This window comes from Curtobacterium sp. MMLR14_006 (assembly GCF_001864985.1).
GTDB lineage: Bacteria > Actinomycetota > Actinomycetes > Actinomycetales > Microbacteriaceae > Curtobacterium.
Genome location: NZ_MJGU01000012.1, coordinates 519,139 through 537,439, shown reverse-complemented (window position 1 = coordinate 537,439; position 18,301 = coordinate 519,139). Strand labels below are relative to the sequence as shown.

Here is an 18,301-nt window from a genome sequence, read left to right as displayed (position 1 = left end):
GGGCGCTACCCCAGCGCCGCTGTCGCGACCCGGAGTTCCTCCAACGCCGCGATGACGTGGTGCTCGAGATCGCCCTCGGTGCCGTCCGGCGCGTCGGTCCACGCCGTGTAGCCCCGCTCGAACGCGAGCACGCCGAGTTCTGCGGCGACCCGCGCCGTCGTCGGCGTCGTCCCCCTGGCCTCGAGCGCGTCGGACAGCGCCACGGCGAGCCCGGCGCTCTTGAGCATGCTGCGCTCCCGGAGCTCGGCGTTCGCGGCGATCGCGGCGGCCATGCTCGGTCCGAGGGTGCGGTTCCACGGCTGCATCACCGACGATGCTCGGCGGAGCCCAGACGCCACGGCCTGCATCGGTGTCGCGGACTCCCCTGCGTCCGCCACCCCCTCGGCCAGCAGAGCGCTGAGGGTCGCCTGACCGGCGACGAGGATCTCGCGCTTGTCCGGGAAGTGCCGGAACAGCGTGCTCTTCGTCACGCCGGCGCGTTCCGCGATCTGCGTCACGGTGGTCTCGTCGTACCCGTGCTCGGCGAACAGCTCGGCAGCGGCCATCACGAGCCGCTCTCGTGCCCCGGGTTCCCATCGCGCCATGGCACGATCATAGCGACGGGACAGCGGTCCCATCGAGTGCTACCGTGATGCGACAACAGTCCCATCACGTTCGAGCACTGGAGCAGGACATGCACGTCTTCATCACCGGCGGCACCGGACTCGTCGGCACCGCCGTCGTCCGCGAACTCACGACCAACGGGCACCGCGTCACCGGGCTCGCCCGCTCCGACCGGGCCGCCGCCGTCCTCGCCGAGCACGGTGCAGAGAGCATCCGGGGCGACCTCGGCGACCTGGACGGCATCCGCCGAGCAGCAGCCACCGCCGACGGGGTCGTCCACCTGGCCTTCCGGAACGACTTCGGCTCCGCCGGTGCCCTCGACGCCGCGATCGCCGAGGAGACCGCCGCGATCGAGACGATCGGGGCGACGTTGCGCGGCACCGGCAAGCCGTTCGTCGTGGTGTCCGGCACCCCGTGGATCGCCGGTCGCGCGTCGACCGAGGCGGATCCACTGCCGGTCGACGGACCGGTCGGCGGTCGGGGCCGCACGGTGCAGGCGGCGCTCGGTCTGGCGGAGGACGGGGTCCGGGTGAGCGCCGTCCGACTCCCCCGCACCGTGCATGCGGACGGCCAGGGCGGCTTCGCCGGCCTGCTCACCGGGATGGCCCGTGACGCCGGTGTGTCCGGCTACCCCGGTGACGGCACCCAGCGGTGGCCGGCCGTCCACACACGGGACGCCGCGGTGCTCTTCCGGCTCGCACTCGAGGCAGCGCCGGCCGGCACGGCGTGGCACGCGGTCGCGGACGAGGGCGACGCGGTCCGCGACATCGCCGCCGTCATCGGTCGTCGGCTCGGACTGCCGGTCGAGTCCGTGCCGGTCGAGCGCTTCGGCCCCATCGGCCCGGTGTTCGCCATGGACCAGCCGGCCTCGAGTGCCCGGACCCGCGCGGAGCTCGGCTGGGAGCCGTCCCACCCGTCGCTGCTGGCGGACCTGGAGCGCCTCGAACCCTGAACCGGACCGAACCCGTCCGAACCCGTCCGGACCGAACCGGTCCAGACGGCCCCGTCGGCTGCGGGCTACTCGCCGAATCCGGACCGGACGAGCTCCGCGAGCGCGTCCACCGCGTCCTGCGCGTCCGCGCCGGAGGCGGCGATCGTGACGACGGCGCCCTTCGGCAACGCGAGCGCCATGATGCTGAGCAGGCTCTTGGCGTCCACGCCGTCGACGCGGACGTCGGCCTCGAAGCGGGCGGCCGTCTTCACGAACTCGGCCGCCGGGCGGGCGTGCAGCCCGGACTCGTTGACGAGCTCGGCGGTGGCGGACGCGGCCACCCGGTCGACCGGGGCGGTCGACGCGACCGGTGCCGGGCCTCCTGGCAGGGGCGACTCCCCCGCGTCGGGAGCCGCCGTCGCCGACGCGGCGGCTGCCAGGACGGCGTCGACGTCGCCGCCGGTCTGGGCGGCCACCGCTGCGGCGACCGCACCCTCGACGAGCGGCGCCGGTGAGACGTGCACCCGTGCGCGGTCGTCGTCGTCCAGGAAGTCGAGCGCGGTGTCCGTGGTGAGGTAGGCGGAGCCGAGGTCGCAGAGCACGACGACCGCGTCGGCGGGCCGGAGCTCCTCGATGCCCGCGGTGATGGCGTCGAACGAGGTGCCGATGCCACCGTCGTCGGTGCCGCCCGCGGCGACCATCGGCACGTCCGCGGCCATCTGCCGGGCGAGCTCGACGGTCCCGGTGGCGATCGCGGCGCTGTGCGAGACGACGAGCAGTCCGACGGTCACGCTGCGTCCACCGCTGCGCGCAGGAGGTACGCCGACGACTGTGCGCCCGGGTCCCGGTGGCCGATCGCACGCTCCCCCAGGTAGCTCGCACGGCCCTTGCGGGCGACGAGCGGGTCGGTCGACTCGGCACCGGTGGCGGCGGCGTCGGCGGCCGCTTCGAGCACGCGCTCGGGCGACTCCCCCGCGGTGGCCGCGGTCGCGGCGGCATCGACGGCCGCGCTCCAGGCGTCCACCATGGTCTTGTCGCCGACCTCGGCCTTGCCGCGCGACACGATGCCGTCGCGGGCGGCGGTGAGGACGGCGACCAGGGCGTCGCTGTCGAGCTCGGACGCGTCACCGGCGGCCTGTGCGGCCTTCAGGTAGGCGGTGCCGAACAGTGGCCCCGCGGCCCCGCCGACCGTGGAGATGAGCTTCGTCGCGACGGTCTTGAAGACGGCGCCGGGCGTGTCGAAGGACCCGGCGTCGACGGCCTCGACCACGGCACGGAAGCCCCGGTCGAGGTTCTCACCGTGGTCGCCGTCGCCGATCTCGCGGTCGAGCGTGACGAGCTCCGCCCGGTGCTCGTCGATCGTCGCGGCGGTGCGGCGTACCCAGTCGATGGCCCATGCGGTGTCGAGCGCCAATGCGGTTCCCTTCGTGTGTCCGGCCCGGACGGGCTCGGTGTCGTGGTGCGGTGGGTCAGCGCCCCCAGCGCAGTGCCGGGGTGTCCACCGGGGCGTCCCAGAGGGCGATCAGGTCGTCGTCGAGCACCGTGACGGTGATCGAGAAGCCCTGCATCTCGAGGGACGTGACGTAGTCCCCGACCAGGCTACGCGCGACCTCGTACCCGCGGTCCGTCAGGACCTCGGCGGCGCGTCGGTACGCGATGTAGAGCTCGGACAGCGGCGTGCCGCCCATGCCGTTCACGAACAGCAGCAACCGCGACCCCGCCGGTGCGTCGAGCTCCGTGAGCACGGGTTCGAGCACGCGGTCGACCAGCTCGTCCGCCGGCGCGAGGGGGATGCGCTCACGGCCCGGTTCGCCGTGGATGCCGATGCCGAGCTCGACCTCGTCGTCGCCGAGCGTGAAGGACGGCTCCCCCGCGTGCGGCACGGTGCCGGGCGCGAGTGCGAGCCCCATCGAGCGGGTCACCTGGTTGACGTGGCGCGCGACCGCCACGACCGCGTCGAGGTCGTCGCCGCGCTCGGCGGCGGCACCGGCACACTTCTCCACGACGACGGTCCCCGCGACACCGCGGCGACCGGCCGTGTACAGCGAGTCCTGCACGGCGACGTCGTCGTCCACCACGACGGACTCGACGCGGATGCCCTCGACCTCGGCGAGCTCGGCGGCGGTCTCGAAGTTGAGCACGTCGCCGGTGTAGTTCTTCACGATGTGCAGGACGCCGGCACCCGCGTCGACGGCCTGGGTGGCGGCGACGATCGGGTCGGGCGTCGGGCTGGTGAACACCGGGCCGGGCACCGCGGCGTCGAGCATGCCGGGTCCGACGAACCCGGCGTGCAGTGGCTCGTGACCGCTCCCGCCACCGCTGACCAGACCCACCTTGCCCGCGACCGGTGCGTCCGCGCGGTGCAGGTGGACCGGGTCCTCGACGAGCACGACCCGGTCCGCGTGGGCGGCCGCGAAACCGCGCACCGACTCGGTGACGACGTCGTGCGGGTCGTTGATGAGCTTCTTCATGGCGGAGCCTTCCGGGTCGGCGGGACCGGGGACGCCTGCACACCGCCGACGTCGTCCGGAGTCGGCTCAGCGTACCTCGGCCGGGCGTGCCCCCAGCCTGCACGTTCGTGCACCGGGCTCCTGCTCCGGGGTGGTCGCGAGAGGGTGTGGCGCACACTGCTGATGCACGTTCGTGCAGTTCGGCCGGGATCGCGTTCGTCCGCATCGCCGCCAGCGAAAACCCAGCAGTATGCTCGCCCCAATCACTCGATGGGGAGTGCCCGAGCAGCAGCGGGGCCCCCAACCAGCACACCTGGAGGTCACCGATGGACGACATCGGCGTCAAGTTCATGTCAGAGCTCGTCGGCACCGCGATGCTCATCATCCTGGGTGGCGGCGTCGTCGCCGCCGTCTCGCTCACGAAGTCCAAGGGCTTCGGCGCCGGCTTCCTCATGGTCACGATCGGCTGGGGCTTCGCGGTCTTCGCCGGTGTCACGGTCTCGTACAAGTCCGGCGGCCAGCTCAACCCGGCCGTCAGCCTGGCGCAGGCGATCCTCGGCAAGATCAGCGTCGGCGAGATGTTCCTGTTCTGGCTCGCGCAGCTCATCGGCGCCGTGATCGGTGCCGTCATCGTCTGGCTCGCCTACAAGCAGCACTTCGACGAGGAGCCCGACGCCGCCGCGAAGCTCGGCGTGTTCTCGACCGGCCCGGCCATCCGCTCGTACGGCTGGAACCTCGTCACCGAGATCATCGGCACCTTCGTCCTCGTCTTCGTGGTCCTCGCCTTCACGAACGGCCAGACCCCGTCGGAGCTCGGCGCCATCCCCGTCGCCTTCCTCGTGATCGCGATCGGTGTCTCGCTCGGTGGCCCCACCGGCTACGCCATCAACCCGGCCCGTGACCTCGGCCCGCGTCTCGCGCACGCCTTCCTGCCGATCAAGGGCAAGGGCTCGAGCGACTGGGCCTACGCCTGGGTGCCGGTCGTCGGCCCCCTGCTCGGCGGTGCCATCGCGGCCGGTCTGTCGACCGTCCTGCTGCCCGTCGTCTCCTGACGCGAGCCCACCGCGACGGCCGGACCGACCACCGCACGCACACGACGCGACGGTCCGACCGGCACCAGCACGCACGACCCCGCGACGGTCGGCCCCACCGACGGGGCCGACCGCAGCACCGAACACCCCTCACGACGGCCGGTCCCACCGACGGGGCCGACCGCAGCACCGAACACCCGTAAGGAGCACCCATGGCCGACTACATCGTCGCCATCGACCAGGGCACGACCAGCACCCGAGCGATCGTCTTCGATCACGCCGGTTCGATCGTGTCGACCGGACAGAAGGAGCACGAGCAGATCTTCCCGCGTGCCGGTTGGGTCGAGCACGACCCGTCCGAGATCTGGGACAACACCCGCGAGGTCATCGGCCAGGCACTGTCCCGCGCCGACATCACGCGGCACGACGTCGCGGCGGTCGGCATCACCAACCAGCGCGAGACCGCGGTGGTGTGGGACAAGAACACCGGCAAGCCGGTCTACAACGCGATCGTGTGGCAGGACACCCGCACGCAGGCGATCGTCGACAAGCTCGCCGACGGCGACACCGACCGCTACAAGTCCATCGTCGGACTCCCCCTGGCGACGTACTTCGCCGGCACGAAGATCATGTGGATCCTCGAGAACGTCGAGGGCGCCCGCGAGAAGGCGGAGGCCGGGGACCTGCTCTTCGGCACCACCGACACCTGGGTCCTCTGGAACCTGACCGGCGGCACCGACGGCGGCGTGCACAAGACCGACGTCACGAACGCGTCCCGCACGCTGTTCATGGACCTCGAGACGCTGCAGTGGCGCGACGACATCCTCGCCGACTTCGGCGTGCCGAAGGCCATGCTCCCCGAGATCGTCAGCTCGTCCGAGGTCTACGGCCACGTCGAGTCCTCGAGCCTGCTCCGCGAGGTGCCGATCGCCGGCATCCTCGGCGACCAGCAGGCCGCGACCTTCGGCCAGGCCGCCTTCGACAAGGGCGAGTCGAAGAACACGTACGGCACCGGCAACTTCCTCATCTTCAACACCGGCACCGACATCGTGCGGTCGGAGAACGGCCTGCTCACCACCGTCGGCTACAAGCTCGGCGACCAGGAGACGCACTACGCGCTCGAGGGCTCGATCGCCGTCACGGGTTCGCTCATCCAGTGGCTGCGCGACAACCTCGGCCTCATCGGCAGCGCCCCGGAGGTCGAGGCCCTGGCCAAGACCGTCGAGGACAACGGCGGCGTGTACTTCGTGCCGGCGTTCTCCGGGCTCTTCGCGCCGTACTGGCGTCCGGACGCCCGCGGCGCCATCGTCGGCCTCACCCGCTACGTCAACAAGGGCCACATCGCACGTGCCGCCCTCGAGGCGACGGCGCTGCAGACCCGCGAGGTCCTCGACGCCGTCAACGCCGACTCGGGCGTCGACCTGACGGAGCTCAAGGTGGACGGCGGCATGACCGCCAACAACGAGCTCATGCAGTTCCAGGCCGACATCCTCGACGTGCCGGTCGTCCGGCCGGTGGTCGCCGAGACGACCGCGCTCGGCGCGGCCTACGCGGCGGGCCTCGCGGTCGGCTTCTGGGCCAACCTCGACGAGCTCCGTGCCAACTGGCAGGAGGACCAGCGCTGGGAGCCGCAGCTCGACGCCGCCGAGCGCGACCGCACGCTGCGCCTCTGGAAGAAGGCCGTCACGAAGACCTTCGACTGGGTCGACGAGGACGTCCAGTAGTCCGCTGCTGACGTGACCGCCTGGAGGCGCGGTGCGGGTCCGACGGACCGGCACCGCGCCTCCAGGCCGTTGCGGTGGGCGCGGGGCGCCCGCCCCGACCCACGCTGCCCCCGGTCCCCGGCTCGCAGGACCCTGCGGAACCAGGTTCCGGACACAGCACCACGCTGTTCCGCGGTGCTGTGTCCGGAACCTGGTTCCGACCTGCCGGAACCTGGTTCCGCCGGACCGTTGTCGCGGCGGAGCGGGGTCAGGCGGCGGGGGCGGTGCCGACCCAGTCGGCGAGCTTGCGTGCGGCGGCGCCGGAGTCGACCGCCTCAGCGGCGACGAGGAGCTGCTCGCGGAACCGGTGCAGGATCGGCCGGTCGGCCTCGGCGGGATCCTGCGCGAGACGGAACGCCACGAGGCCTGCCGCTGCGTTGAGCAGCACGATGTCGCGGACGGGGCCGGTCTCCCCCGCCAGCACCCGGTGCACGACCGCGGCGTTGTGCTCCGGCTCGCCGCCGAGCAGGTCCGAGGTCTGCGCGCGGGCGATCCCGAGGTCGCGCGGGTCGAGGTCGTGCTCGATGACCCGGCCGCCGGTGACCTCCCAGATGTGGCTGTGACCGGTCGTCGTGAGCTCGTCGAGGCCGTCGTCGCCGCGGAAGACGAGCGCGGTCGCACCACGGGTCTGGAACACGCCCGTGATGATCGGTACGAGGCCGAGCTGCGCCACGCCCACCGCGTTCGCCTCGCACCGCGCGGGGTTCACGAGCGGCCCGAGGAAGTTGAAGACGGTCGGCACGCCGAGCTCGCGGCGGACCGGGGCGGCGTGGGCGAACCCAGGGTGGAAGGCGTTCGCGAAGGCGAAGGTCAGACCGACACGCCGGAACGTGTCCGCGACGCGCACCGCGTCCATCGTGAGGTCGAGTCCGAGCGCGGCGAGGACGTCGCTCGATCCGGACTTCGACGAGCTCGCGCGGTTGCCGTGCTTCACGACCGGGACCCCGGCGCCCGCGATGACGATCGCGGCCATCGTCGAGACGTTCACGGTGCCGACCACGTCGCCGCCGGTGCCGACGATGTCGAGCGCCATCGGGTCCACGTCCAGCGGGACGGCGGCATCGAGGATCGCGTCGCGGAAGCCGACGACCTCGTCGACGGTCTCGCCCTTCGCGCGGAGCGCCACCGCGAAGGCAGCGATCTGGGCGGCGGTGGCGCGCCCGGTGACGATCTGCTCCATGGCCCATGCCGACTGCCTGATCGTCAGGTCCGTGCGCGCCATGAGCGCGCTGATGACGGTGGGCCAGGTGAGAGCGTCGAGCATGCCCCGATCGTAGTGAATTCGAGAGACCCGCCAGTGTCCTGCGAAAACACTGTCTGGGGTTTCGGCCATAATGGGTGACGTGACTAGCACCTCTCTCTCCAGAACCGCCAGCGGTCCGGCCCTGAACAGGCCGAACGCCGTTGCCGTGGGGACGATCGTGTGGCTGGGCAGCGAGGTCATGTTCTTCGCCGGCCTGTTCGCGATCTACTTCACGCTGCGCAGCACGTCCCCCGAGCTCTGGGCGACCGAGACCGCCAAGCTCGAGGTGCCGTTCGCCTCCGTGAACACGATCATCCTGGTGCTGTCGAGCTTCGCCTGCCAGTTCGCGGTCTTCGCCGCCGAGCGCTTTCAGGTGCACCGCACGAGCTGGAGCCCCTTCAAGTGGGGCATGACCGAGTGGTTCTTCGTCACCTACGCGATGGGCGCGATCTTCGTCTGCGGCCAGATCTTCGAGTACGCCAACCTCTGGCACGAGGGCGTCACGCTCTCCTCGAGCGCGTACGGCTCGGCGTTCTACATGACCACCGGCTTCCACGGCCTGCACGTCACGGGTGGCCTCATCGCCTTCCTGCTGACCCTCGGCCGCGGCTTCGCCGCCAAGAACTTCGGTCACAAGGAAGCGACCACCGCGATCGTCGTGTCGTACTACTGGCACTTCGTCGACGTGGTCTGGATCTTCCTCTTCTTCGTCATCTACCTTCTCAAGTAGGAACTGGACACCCCTCAGCACATGTTCAACAGGACCAAGTCCAAGAAGGGCCGCCGTTCACCGATGGCGACCGTGTCGCTCATCGTCGTCGGTCTCATGACCACGGGCGGCGCCTACGCGCTGTTCAGCTCCTCGGCCAACGCGGACGACAGCACGAGCACCATCGCGGCCACGAGCCAGTCGAAGGTGAACGAAGGACAGAAGCTCTTCGCCTCGAACTGCGCCACCTGCCACGGCCTGTCCGCGCAGGGCACCGGCGAGGGCCCGTCCCTCATCGGTGTCGGCGCCGCGTCGGTCGACTTCCAGGTCGGCACCGGTCGCATGCCGATGGCAGCCCAGGGTCCCCAGGCCGAGGAGAAGCCCGCGCAGTTCACGGACGAGCAGGTCGACGCCCTCGCCGAGTACGTCGCGTCGCTCGGCCCCGGCCCGGCGGTCCCCTCGACCGAGCTGACCGACGGCCAGGACGGCGACGCCGCCGAGGGCGCGGAGCTCTTCCGGATCAACTGCGCGATGTGCCACAACGTCGCCGGTGCCGGTGGCGCCCTGACCGAGGGCAAGTACGCCCCGAACCTCTCCACGGTCTCCGGCAAGCACATCTACGAGGCGATGCAGACCGGCCCGCAGAACATGCCGGTCTTCAACGACCTGAACCTGACGCCGGACCAGAAGGCCGACATCATCACGTACCTCAAGTACGTGCAGGACAACAAGTCGCCGGGCGGGTTCGCACTCGGCTCCCTCGGTCCGGTGGCAGAGGGTCTGTTCATCTGGATCTTCGGACTCGGTGCGGTCGTCGCGATGACCGTCTGGCTGACCGCGAAGTCCAACTGATCGTCCGTGTCGAACGACACTGAAGGGAACACCATGGCAGAGCACGACGACGAGACGCTGAACTCGTCCTCGGCTGTCGAGAAGCACGGCACGACCAGCTCCCCCGGGATCGCGGTGCTGCCCGCCGACCCGTTCGAGAACCCGGGCGAGCCCCCGCACCGCCCCCGCCGCACCGACGTCGACCCGAAGAAGCAGCGTCTGGCCGAGCGCCAGGTCGCGACCTTCTTCTACGTCTCGATCGTCGGCAGCGTGCTGTCGATCGCCGCGTACATCGCCTTCCCGATCGACTCGAACGACTTCGGCACGGTCCGCTCCGCGAACCTCTTCCTCGGTCTCTCGATCGCCCTGGCGCTCATCGCCCTGGGCCTCGGGGCCGTCTACTGGTCGAAGTCGCTCGTCGTCGACCGCGAGATCACCGAGCTCCGGCACGGCACCCGCGGCACCGACGCGACGCGCGCGAAGGCCGTCGAGGCCTTCCAGCTCGCCGACAAGGAGTCGGGCTTCAGCCGTCGCAAGCTGATCCGCAACTCGATGATCGGTGCACTGGCCGCCTTCCCGCTGCCCGGCATCGTCCTCGTCCGTGACCTCGCCCCGGCAGAGGACCCGAACGAGCTGCTCCGGCACACCTTCTGGAAGCAGGGCCTGCGCCTGACGAAGGACCCGACGGGTCTGCCGATCAAGGCCTCCGACGTCACCATCGGCTCGGTCTTCCACGTCATCCCCGACGGGATGCTCGACTCCGAGCACATGCTGGAGGAGAAGGCCAAGGCCTCCGTCCTGCTCATGCGTCTCGACCCGAAGGACCTCAACCCCGCCAAGGGCCAGGAGAACTGGGGCTACGACGGCATCGTCGCGTACTCCAAGATCTGCACCCACGTCGGCTGCCCGGTCGCGCTCTACGAGCAGCAGACGCACCACCTGCTGTGCCCGTGCCACCAGTCCACCTTCGACGTCGCGAACAACTGCGAGGTCATCTTCGGTCCGGCCGCACGCCCCCTCCCCCAACTTCCGATCGCGATCGACGACGACGGCTACCTGGTTGCCCAGAGCGACTTCCACGAGCCGGTCGGACCGTCCTTCTGGGAGCGTGAACGCTGATGACCAGCACCCCCACCACCACGACCACGAACGCGCCGGGCGCGGCCACTCGGCCCGCGCCGCAGCGCGGATCCCGCATCATCGGCGGCGTGTCGAACTACATCGACGAGCGCACCAGCATCTCCGGCCTCGTCAAGGAGGTCGGCCGCAAGATCTTCCCGGACCACTGGAGCTTCATGCTCGGCGAGGTGGCGCTGTACAGCTTCGTCGTCGTGCTGCTCTCCGGGACCTTCCTGACGTTCTTCTTCCAGGCGTCCATGTCCGAGGTCGTCTACGACGGCACCTACGTGCCGCTCAAGGGCGTCGAGATGTCGACCGCTCTGCAGTCGACGCTCAACATCTCGTTCGACATCCGCGGCGGGCTCTTCGTCCGCCAGGTCCACCACTGGGCAGCCCTGCTGTTCGTGGCGTCGATCATGCTGCACATGGCGCGCGTCTTCTTCACCGGCGCGTTCCGCAAGCCCCGCGAGCTCAACTGGGTCTTCGGCTTCCTGCTCTGGGTCCTCGCCATGGGTGAGGGCTTCACGGGCTACTCGCTCCCCGACGACCTGCTCTCCGGCAACGGTCTGCGCATCATCGTCGGCATGATCGAGGGCGTCCCGGTGATCGGCGTCTGGATCGCCTACCTGCTGTTCGGCGGCGAGTTCCCGGGCACCGACATCGTCGGCCGCCTGTACACGCTGCACATCCTGCTGCTGCCCGCGATCCTGGTCGCCGTGCTCGGTGTGCACCTCGTGCTCGTCGTCATCAACAAGCACACGCAGTTCGCCGGCCCGGGCAAGACGAACGAGAACGTCGTCGGTGTCCCGATCCTCCCGGCGTTCGCAGCCAAGGCCGGTGGGTTCTTCTTCATCGTCGCCGGCATCATCGCCCTCATCGCGGCCACGTTCACGATCAACCCGATCTGGAACTACGGCCCGTACGACCCCTCCCCGGTCTCCGCCGGTACCCAGCCCGACTGGTACATCGGCTTCGCCGACGGCGCGCTCCGTCTGGTGCCGCCGCACTGGGAGGTCGTGTGGTTCGGCTACACGGTGTCGTTCAACATCCTGGCGCCGATCGCGGTCCTGGTGGCGCTCATCCTGGCGATCCTGCTCTACCCCTTCATCGAGGGTTGGATCACCGGTGACAAGCGCGAGCACCACATCCTCGACCGCCCGCGCAACGCCCCGACGCGCACCGCGATCGGCGCGGCCGGCATCACGCTCTACGCGAGCCTCTGGGCCGCCGCCTCGTCGGACATCATCGCGACGCACTTCCTGGTGTCGATCGAGCACGTGATCCACGTGATCCAGGCCACGACGGTCCTCGGCCCGTTCGTCGCCTTCTGGATCACGAAGCGTGTGTGCCTCGCCCTGCAGAAGAAGGACCGCGAGATCGTCCTGCACGGGTACGAGTCCGGGCGCATCGTCCGACTCCCCCATGGCGAGTACATCGAGGTGCACGAGCAGCTCGACGAGTACGAGCGCTGGAAGCTCCTGCAGTTCAACGAGTACAAGCCGCTGATGATCCGCCCGAACGCCCAGGGCAAGATCACCGCCGTGCAGAAGGTCCGCGCGAACGTCTCGCGGTTCTTCTTCGAGGACCGCATCGAGCCGGTGTCGAAGGCGGAGCTCGAGGCAGCACACGCCGCGCACCACGGTCCGGACCTCGAGGGCAGCCACCAGGCCCCGCAGGTCGGCCCCGGAGTGAAGTAAGACTCCTCGGCAAGCACTCGAGCACCCCTCGTCCACTCTGTGGGCGGGGGGTGTTCCCGTTGGGTGCCACAACACGCCGCCCCCAGTTCACGGCTGGTTCACCGACACGTGCTGGACTCGTCCAGGACGGTGTGGCAACGTGTTGCACCACGCATCCGCCAACGGAATGAGACCCCATTGGACAGCCGGACGGCCGAACACCCCAGGCCGAACCACTTCCTGCTCCACCTCAGTGACACCCACCTCGTGGCCGGTGACGGCGACCTGTACGGGGACGTCGACTCCGCCGCACGACTCGGCGAGATCATCGCCGACATCGAAGCCTCGGGCACCCGGCCGGAAGCGATCGTCGTCACCGGCGACGTGGCCGACAAGGGCGAGCCCGGCGCGTACGCCCGCGTCCGCGAGATCGTCGAACCGGCGGCGCGCCGGATCGGTGCCCAGGTCATCTGGGCGATGGGCAACCACGACGAGCGCGGGGCCTTCCGCCAGGAGCTCTTCGGCCTGCAGCCCACCGACCGCCCCGTCGACTTCGTCTACGACGTCAACGGACTGCGTGTGATCACCCTCGACACGAGCGTGCCGGGGCACCACCACGGCGAGGTCTCCCCCGAACAGCTCGACTGGCTCGCCGAGGTCCTGTCCGAGGCGGCGCCGCACGGCACCATCCTCGCGATGCACCACCCGCCGGTGCCGAGCGTGCAGGACCTGACCGTCCTCGTCGAGCTCCGCGACCAGCAGGCCCTGGCCGAGGTCGTCGAGGGCAGCGACGTGCTGGCGATCATCGCCGGACACCTGCACTACTCGACGAGTGCGGTCTTCGCCGGCGTCCCGGTGTCCGTCGCGAGTGCCACGTGCTACACGCAGGACCTCACCGAGTACCAGGGCGGCACGCGCGGACGGGACGGCGCCCAGTCGTTCAACCTCGTCCACGTCTACGGCCGGAACGTCGTGCACTCGGTGGTGCCGATCGGTCACTACTCGACGGTCGGCCAGCCGGTCACCGCAGCCGAGACGGAAGCACGGCTCGCAGCCGCCGGCGTCCGCATCCCGCCTGCGGTCGAGCCGGCCCCGGTGACGTCGAGCATCCCGGTGTTCACGCTCGACACCGTTCCCGTCTCCCCCGTGCACCGGTAGGTCGCCACACTTCGTGAGCAGCAATGGTCGGGTCCGCGGTGCGGACCCGACCATTCGTGCTCACCATCCGTGGTGGGGGCATGTGGACGGGAGGCGCGTGGTGGCTTCCGTCCGTTCGCCACACTTCGTGAGCAGCATTGGTCGGTTCCGCGGTGCGGATCCGACCTCTTGCGCTCACCAAGGGCGAGGGCGTGCGTTCGAGGCGGACGAGAGGCGCGTGGCGGGGCCGCCACGGGCCTCCCGGGAGGCCGTCATCGCGCAGAGCGCGTGCCTGGGCTCCGGCGCGGGGCTCGCTGTCTCCCCCTAGGTCGCCCAACTCCACTGAGCAGAAGACGTCGGGTCCGGTGTGTGGACTCGACGTCTTCTGCTCACTCGGCGCGATGCGCGGTCGGCGGGCGACACTCGGACCCACCTCGAGTGAGCAGAAGACGTCGGGTCCGAGGTACGGACTCGACGTCTTCTGCTCACTCGACGGCCGCCCACCCTGCGGCAGGTCGGATGGGAGGCTCGAGGGGACGCTGCCACGAGCCCTCCAGCAGGACGCTGGTGCGTCCTACGCGCTGTCGCGCTCCCAGGGCGCCGGGAAGGGGAAGTACCGCTCCAGGAAGTCCGTGACGCGCTGCGTCCGCTCCTCGTCGCTGACCTCGGGGAAGCTGCCGTCGTTCAGGCAGAAGAAGTCGACGTTCCGCTTCTTGAGCAGCTCGTCCAGGGTGCGGAGGCCGGACTGCATCGTCGTGTCGATGTACTTGACCGGCGCGTTCTCCTGCACGATCGCCCGCCCGGTGAGCAGGGCGTAGTAGTGGTACAGCGAGTTCGTCACCGAGATGTTGTCCGCTGCGCGGAACCGCGAGGCGGCCGTCGCGCGGAACTCGTCGGCGAACTCGTGCTCCATCTCGGTCATGATCGAGGAGCGCAGGGGCGTCGGCGCGTGCTCGAGGTGCCGCGTCGTCACCGCACCGAAGCGCTGCTGCAGGAGTCGTCGGTTCACCCGCGCCGAGTTCTCGAAGCCGCTCCGTGCCGGGTGGTTCGACCCGAGCCCGATGCGGGTGTCGGCGAGGATGAACTTCGTCACGGAGCCCGGGCTGAAGAACACCGACGGGTCGACGAGCCGTCCGAAGAACATGTCGTCGTTCGAGTAGATGAAGTGCTCGCTGATGCCCGGGATGTGGTGCAGCTGCGACTCGACGGCCTGCGAGTTGTGCGTCGGCAGGACCGAGGGGTCGGCGAAGAACTCCTCGCTCCGGACGATGCGCACCTTCGGGTGGTCGGCCAGCCAGTGCGGCGCCGGCGAGTCCGTGGCGATGTAGATCTGGCGGATCCACGGCGCGAACGTGTGCACCGAGCGGAGCGCGTACTTCAGCTCGTCGATCTGCCGGAACCGGGCGGGGGCGTCGTCGCCCTCACCGAGCACCGCGGTCGACTGGGCGGCCTGCCGGGCGCGCTGGTACTCGATGGCGTTGCCGTCCACCCACGAGAAGACGATGTCGATCGGGAACCGGATGTCCGACACGTGGTCGTCGAACATGTGCTCGACGGTGCGCCAGGTGCGGCCGTAGCGCTCGATGTCGACGAGCACGAACTCGTCGATCGGCAGGCTGCGACGCATGAGGGCGTTCTCGACGGGCGCCAGGACCTCGGTGTCGGTGACGCGCCAGAACTCGAGCTGGACGCTGGTTTCCGCGCCGTAGCGCAGGCGGCCGAGCGGCTCGAGGCGGGGTCGGAAGACCCGCAGGACGGGCTCGTCGACGTGGCCGAGGCCGTCGTCGGTCACGAGCACGGCGGGCTCGCCCGGGGGCTTCGCGTAGAACGGTTCGTTGACGGCCGCGGCCATCACGGCGCTCTCGGCTCGCTGGCGGTCGCGTTCGTCGATCGCGATGACGGGCCGCTGGTCGTTGCCGCGGATGAGCAGGTGGTCGACGTCACCGGCGGTGAGTGCGTCGTCGAGGAACAGCAGGTCCTCGATCATCGACTGCTGCGGCGTCAGGTGGCCGTTGAGCAACGTCAGGCGGCCCTTGCGGACCACGACGTCGGATCGGTCGAGACCGCCGGAGGACGGTCGAGGGGTCAGCAGAGGACTCTCGGTCACCGGCTCGGTCTCGTCGTTCATCCATGCCCTTCGGGTGCGGTGCCGGGTCCTGCACCCGACTGACCGATCCTACCGTCCGGCGGACCCCGGTGCCGCACGCGGCGGTGCGACGGTCAGGAGGCCCGTGGTGCGTCCGCTTCGCGGGGCACCTTCACGACGAGGCCGACCACCACGAAGAGCGCGGCCGCCACGAGCTGCAGCGCCGCCCAGACCTCGCCGTGGATCGGCACGGTGACCAACGGGTTCCAGCAGACCGCGACGGCCGCCATGAGCACGGCGGCCAACCAGGTCCGCCCGCGGACGGCGAACACGAGCACGATGAGCGCGAGGACGGTCACGCCCCACCGGGCGAAGACGAAGCCCGACGAGTCGACGATCGCGACGCACGCCAGCAGCACGACGGCGGCGATCATCGACGGTGCGAGCGCAGGGCGGGTGAACCCCGGCGTCTCGCGGGCGGGCGTGGTGCGTGCCGCCGGGGCGGCCCGGGTGGGCACGCCGGTCTGGGACGACCCCACCGGGGGCCGCCCCTTCCGTGCGGCCATCAGTCCGCGTCCTCGCCGAGGTCGATCGCCTGGATCGAGCGGGACATCGGCGGCAGGCCGCGGACCCGTTCGAGCGCGGGGACGAGTTCGGCCACGTACGCGCGGTAGCCCTCGTCGGTCAGGTGCAGGCCGTCGTCGGTGAAGCGTTCGTCGAGCCGGTCGCCGTCGGCCAGCGCCGGCCACGCGTCGAGGTACTGCGCGTGGCACGTGGCGACGAACTGCCGGAGGTGCCGGTTCGCCTGCTCGATCTTCGCCGCGTGCTCCGCCTGGCGGGGCAGGATCGACACGAGCAGCAGCCGCACACCGGGGAGTTCGCGGCGCAGGGTGACGAGGATCGTCTCGACGTTGCGGACGACGTGCTCGGCGCTCGCCCGGTGGTTGCCGAAGTCGTTCGTGCCGATGAGCAGCACGATCACCTCGGGCTGCTCGGCGACGACGGCGTCGAGGCGTCCGAGCACCCCGTCGGTCGTGTCGCCGCCGATCCCCTGGTTCAGGGTGTGCTCGTCGGGGAGCCACGTGTCCCACGCGCCCTGTTCGGTGATGCTGTCCCCCAGGAAGAGGACGGGGCTGCGGTCGTCGGTCATGCTGCCTCCTCGTGCGCCGGCTCAGGGGTCCCATTGTGCTGGGTCCGGTTGCGCTGCGTCGACTCGGTGTTGTCGGACTCCCGCTCGGCGGCCGCCGTGATGCGCTCGACCATGCCCGGGAAGATGATGCCGTGGAAGGGCAGGATGCCGTACCAGTACAGGCGCCCGGCGAGCCCCTGCGGGAAGTAGATCGCCCGCTGGTGGTAGTCGCTGCCGCCGTCCGGCGTCGGGGTGACGGTCATCTCGAGCCAGGCGCGCCCCGGCGACTTGAACTCGGCGCGGAGCCGCAGGTAGTGCCCGCGCTCGAGGCGTTCGACGCGCCACCAGTCGAGCGCGTCGCCCTGCTCGAGCCGCTGCTGGTCGCGTCGACCACGGCTCAGGCCGACGCCGCCGGCGACCTTGTCCATCCAGCCGCGCGCCACCCAGGCGAGCGGGAACGAGTACCAGCCGTTCTCGCCGCCGATGGACTCGACGACGCGCCAGACGTCGGCCGCCGATGCGTTCGAGTGCCGCTTCCGGTCGTCGACGTAGACGGTGTGACCCGCCCAGTCGGGGTCGCTCGGCATCGGGTCGGCCGAGGCGCTCGAGAGCGTCGCGCTCCGCCAGCTCGTCTCGACCTGGCCCGACCGCATCTTGTTGAGCGCCAGGCGCACGGCCCCGCGGTACGAGGTGAGCCCGCCCTCGGGCTGCGGCACGACATCGTCGATGTCGTGCTCGCGCTGGACGCACTCGAACTGCAGCGACTCGATGATCGGTGTCGCGAGCTTGCGCGGGATCGGCGTCACCGCGTTGAACCAGTGCGCGGCGAGGCGCGGGGTGAGCACCGGCAGCACCGTGATCGGGCGCTGCGGCAGCTTCGCCTCGACCGCGTAGCCGTTGAGCATCTGGCCGTACCGGAGCACGTCGGGGCCGCCGATGTCGAAGGTGCGGTTGGTGTCGGCGGGCACGTCGAGTGCCGCGACCAGGTAGTAGAGGACGTCGCGGACGGCGATCGGTTGGATCCGGTTGCGGACCCAGCGCGGTGCCGGCATCCAGGGCAGGACGTCGGTGAGGTGTCGGATCATCTCGAACGAGGTGCTGCCGGAGCCGATGACGACGCCGGCCTGGTACGCCACCGTCGGGACGCCGGAGCCGAGCAGGATGTCACCGACCTCCTTGCGGCTGCGCAGGTGCTTCGACAGTTCGCCGTCCGGGTGCAGCCCGCCGAGGTAGACGAAGCGGCTGACGCCGGCGGCCTTCGCCTCGTGCGCCATCGTCTCGGCGGCCTCGCGCTCGGCGGCCTCGAAGTCGCCGTCGGCGCCCATCGCGTGGGCGAGGTAGTAGACGGCCTCGACACCGTCGACGGCGGCGCGCACCGCCTCAGCGTCCTGCAGGTCGCCCTCGGCGACGTCGACGTCACCGCTCCACGGGACGTCCTGGAGCTTGCGGGGGTTGCGGACGAACACGCGCACGGCGTGTCCGGCCTCGAGGAGACGGGGGACGAGACGACCGCCGATGTAGCCGGTGGCACCGGTGACGAGGACCTGCATGGACCGCACGCTACGCGGTGTGCCTGACGGCTAGGATTGCCCG

General features: G+C 70.4%; 17 protein-coding genes. 8 read left to right on the top strand and 9 right to left on the bottom strand.

From position 1 onward, the window contains the following. Positions 1-5 precede the first annotated feature (5 nt). Entirely contained in the window at positions 6-584 is a 579-nt protein-coding gene (locus tag BIU94_RS06115) for a TetR/AcrR family transcriptional regulator (protein WP_071255423.1), read from the bottom strand. An 89-nt stretch (positions 585-673) separates the two neighbouring features. On the opposite strand from BIU94_RS06115, the gene BIU94_RS06110 reads away from it, so the two are divergent. Beyond that, positions 674-1,555, top strand: a complete 882-nt coding sequence (locus tag BIU94_RS06110; RefSeq protein ID WP_071255422.1) for an SDR family oxidoreductase — start codon at positions 674-676, stop codon at positions 1,553-1,555. A gap of 65 nt (positions 1,556-1,620) precedes the next feature. On the opposite strand, the gene dhaM is transcribed toward BIU94_RS06110, so the two are convergent. Genes dhaM through dhaK form a run of 3 tightly spaced genes read right to left on the bottom strand, consistent with a single transcriptional unit; the run spans position 1,621 to position 4,005 of the window. Then, a complete protein-coding gene (gene dhaM, locus BIU94_RS06105; RefSeq protein ID WP_071255420.1) occupies positions 1,621-2,325 on the bottom strand; it encodes a dihydroxyacetone kinase phosphoryl donor subunit DhaM in 705 nt (234 codons plus the stop codon). Beyond that, positions 2,322-2,948, bottom strand: a complete 627-nt coding sequence (dhaL, locus tag BIU94_RS06100; RefSeq protein WP_071255417.1) for a dihydroxyacetone kinase subunit DhaL — start codon at positions 2,946-2,948, stop codon at positions 2,322-2,324. Before dhaL ends, dhaM begins: the two co-directional genes overlap by 4 nt. Before the next feature lie 55 nt (positions 2,949-3,003). Continuing rightward, positions 3,004-4,005 (bottom strand): dihydroxyacetone kinase subunit DhaK, encoded by a 1,002-nt coding sequence (gene dhaK / locus BIU94_RS06095; protein WP_071255412.1) that lies wholly within the window; start codon positions 4,003-4,005, stop codon positions 3,004-3,006. Positions 4,006-4,310: 305 nt separating this feature from the next. Here dhaK and BIU94_RS06090 point away from each other — a divergent pair, with 305 nt between their 5' ends. Continuing rightward, positions 4,311-5,036 carry an MIP/aquaporin family protein gene (locus tag BIU94_RS06090; RefSeq protein WP_071255410.1) on the top strand — a complete coding sequence of 242 codons (726 nt, stop codon included), beginning with the start codon at positions 4,311-4,313 and terminating at the stop codon, positions 5,034-5,036. Between the two features lie 191 nt (positions 5,037-5,227). Further along, positions 5,228-6,739 (top strand): glycerol kinase GlpK, encoded by a 1,512-nt coding sequence (gene glpK / locus BIU94_RS06085; RefSeq protein WP_071255408.1) that lies wholly within the window; start codon positions 5,228-5,230, stop codon positions 6,737-6,739. A 247-nt stretch (positions 6,740-6,986) separates the two neighbouring features. Here glpK and trpD read toward each other — a convergent pair whose 3' ends face one another. Further along, positions 6,987-8,042, bottom strand: a complete 1,056-nt coding sequence (trpD, locus tag BIU94_RS06080) for an anthranilate phosphoribosyltransferase (protein ID WP_071255407.1) — start codon at positions 8,040-8,042, stop codon at positions 6,987-6,989. 70 nt (positions 8,043-8,112) lie between these two features. On the opposite strand from trpD, the gene BIU94_RS06075 reads away from it, so the two are divergent. From BIU94_RS06075 to BIU94_RS06055, 5 genes are all read left to right on the top strand, one after another. Beyond that, the gene (locus BIU94_RS06075; protein ID WP_071255404.1) at positions 8,113-8,751 is read left to right on the top strand and encodes a heme-copper oxidase subunit III; all 639 of its coding nucleotides are present in this window, start codon (positions 8,113-8,115) and stop codon (positions 8,749-8,751) included. A 21-nt stretch (positions 8,752-8,772) separates the two neighbouring features. Continuing rightward, positions 8,773-9,582, top strand: a complete 810-nt coding sequence (locus tag BIU94_RS06070) for a cytochrome c (protein WP_071255400.1) — start codon at positions 8,773-8,775, stop codon at positions 9,580-9,582. A 33-nt stretch (positions 9,583-9,615) separates the two neighbouring features. Next, entirely contained in the window at positions 9,616-10,680 is a 1,065-nt protein-coding gene (locus tag BIU94_RS06065) for a ubiquinol-cytochrome c reductase iron-sulfur subunit (protein WP_071255395.1), read from the top strand. Continuing rightward, entirely contained in the window at positions 10,680-12,377 is a 1,698-nt protein-coding gene (locus tag BIU94_RS06060; RefSeq protein ID WP_071255390.1) for a ubiquinol-cytochrome c reductase cytochrome b subunit, read from the top strand. Before BIU94_RS06065 ends, BIU94_RS06060 begins: the two co-directional genes overlap by 1 nt. Positions 12,378-12,554: 177 nt before the next feature. Next, positions 12,555-13,514, top strand: a complete 960-nt coding sequence (locus tag BIU94_RS06055) for a phosphodiesterase (protein ID WP_071255387.1) — start codon at positions 12,555-12,557, stop codon at positions 13,512-13,514. A 553-nt stretch (positions 13,515-14,067) separates the two neighbouring features. Here the strand turns inward: BIU94_RS06055 and BIU94_RS06050 are convergent. The 4 genes from BIU94_RS06050 to BIU94_RS06035 all read right to left on the bottom strand — a co-directional run bounded on the left by BIU94_RS06050 (position 14,068) and on the right by BIU94_RS06035 (position 18,258). After that, complete coding sequence (locus BIU94_RS06050) at positions 14,068-15,621, bottom strand: stealth conserved region 3 domain-containing protein (RefSeq protein ID WP_071255384.1); 1,554 nt, start codon at positions 15,619-15,621, stop codon at positions 14,068-14,070. A gap of 92 nt (positions 15,622-15,713) precedes the next feature. Beyond that, the gene (locus tag BIU94_RS06045) at positions 15,714-16,145 is read right to left on the bottom strand and encodes a DUF6804 family protein (RefSeq protein WP_083404616.1); all 432 of its coding nucleotides are present in this window, start codon (positions 16,143-16,145) and stop codon (positions 15,714-15,716) included. Further along, positions 16,145-16,729: a GDSL-type esterase/lipase family protein gene (locus BIU94_RS06040; RefSeq protein WP_071255382.1), complete on the bottom strand. Its 585-nt coding sequence runs from the start codon at positions 16,727-16,729 to the stop codon at positions 16,145-16,147. The genes BIU94_RS06045 and BIU94_RS06040 overlap by 1 nt, the downstream gene beginning before the upstream one ends. Next, the gene (locus BIU94_RS06035) at positions 16,726-18,258 is read right to left on the bottom strand and encodes an SDR family oxidoreductase (protein ID WP_071255380.1); all 1,533 of its coding nucleotides are present in this window, start codon (positions 18,256-18,258) and stop codon (positions 16,726-16,728) included. The genes BIU94_RS06040 and BIU94_RS06035 overlap by 4 nt, the downstream gene beginning before the upstream one ends. Positions 18,259-18,301 lie beyond the last annotated feature (43 nt).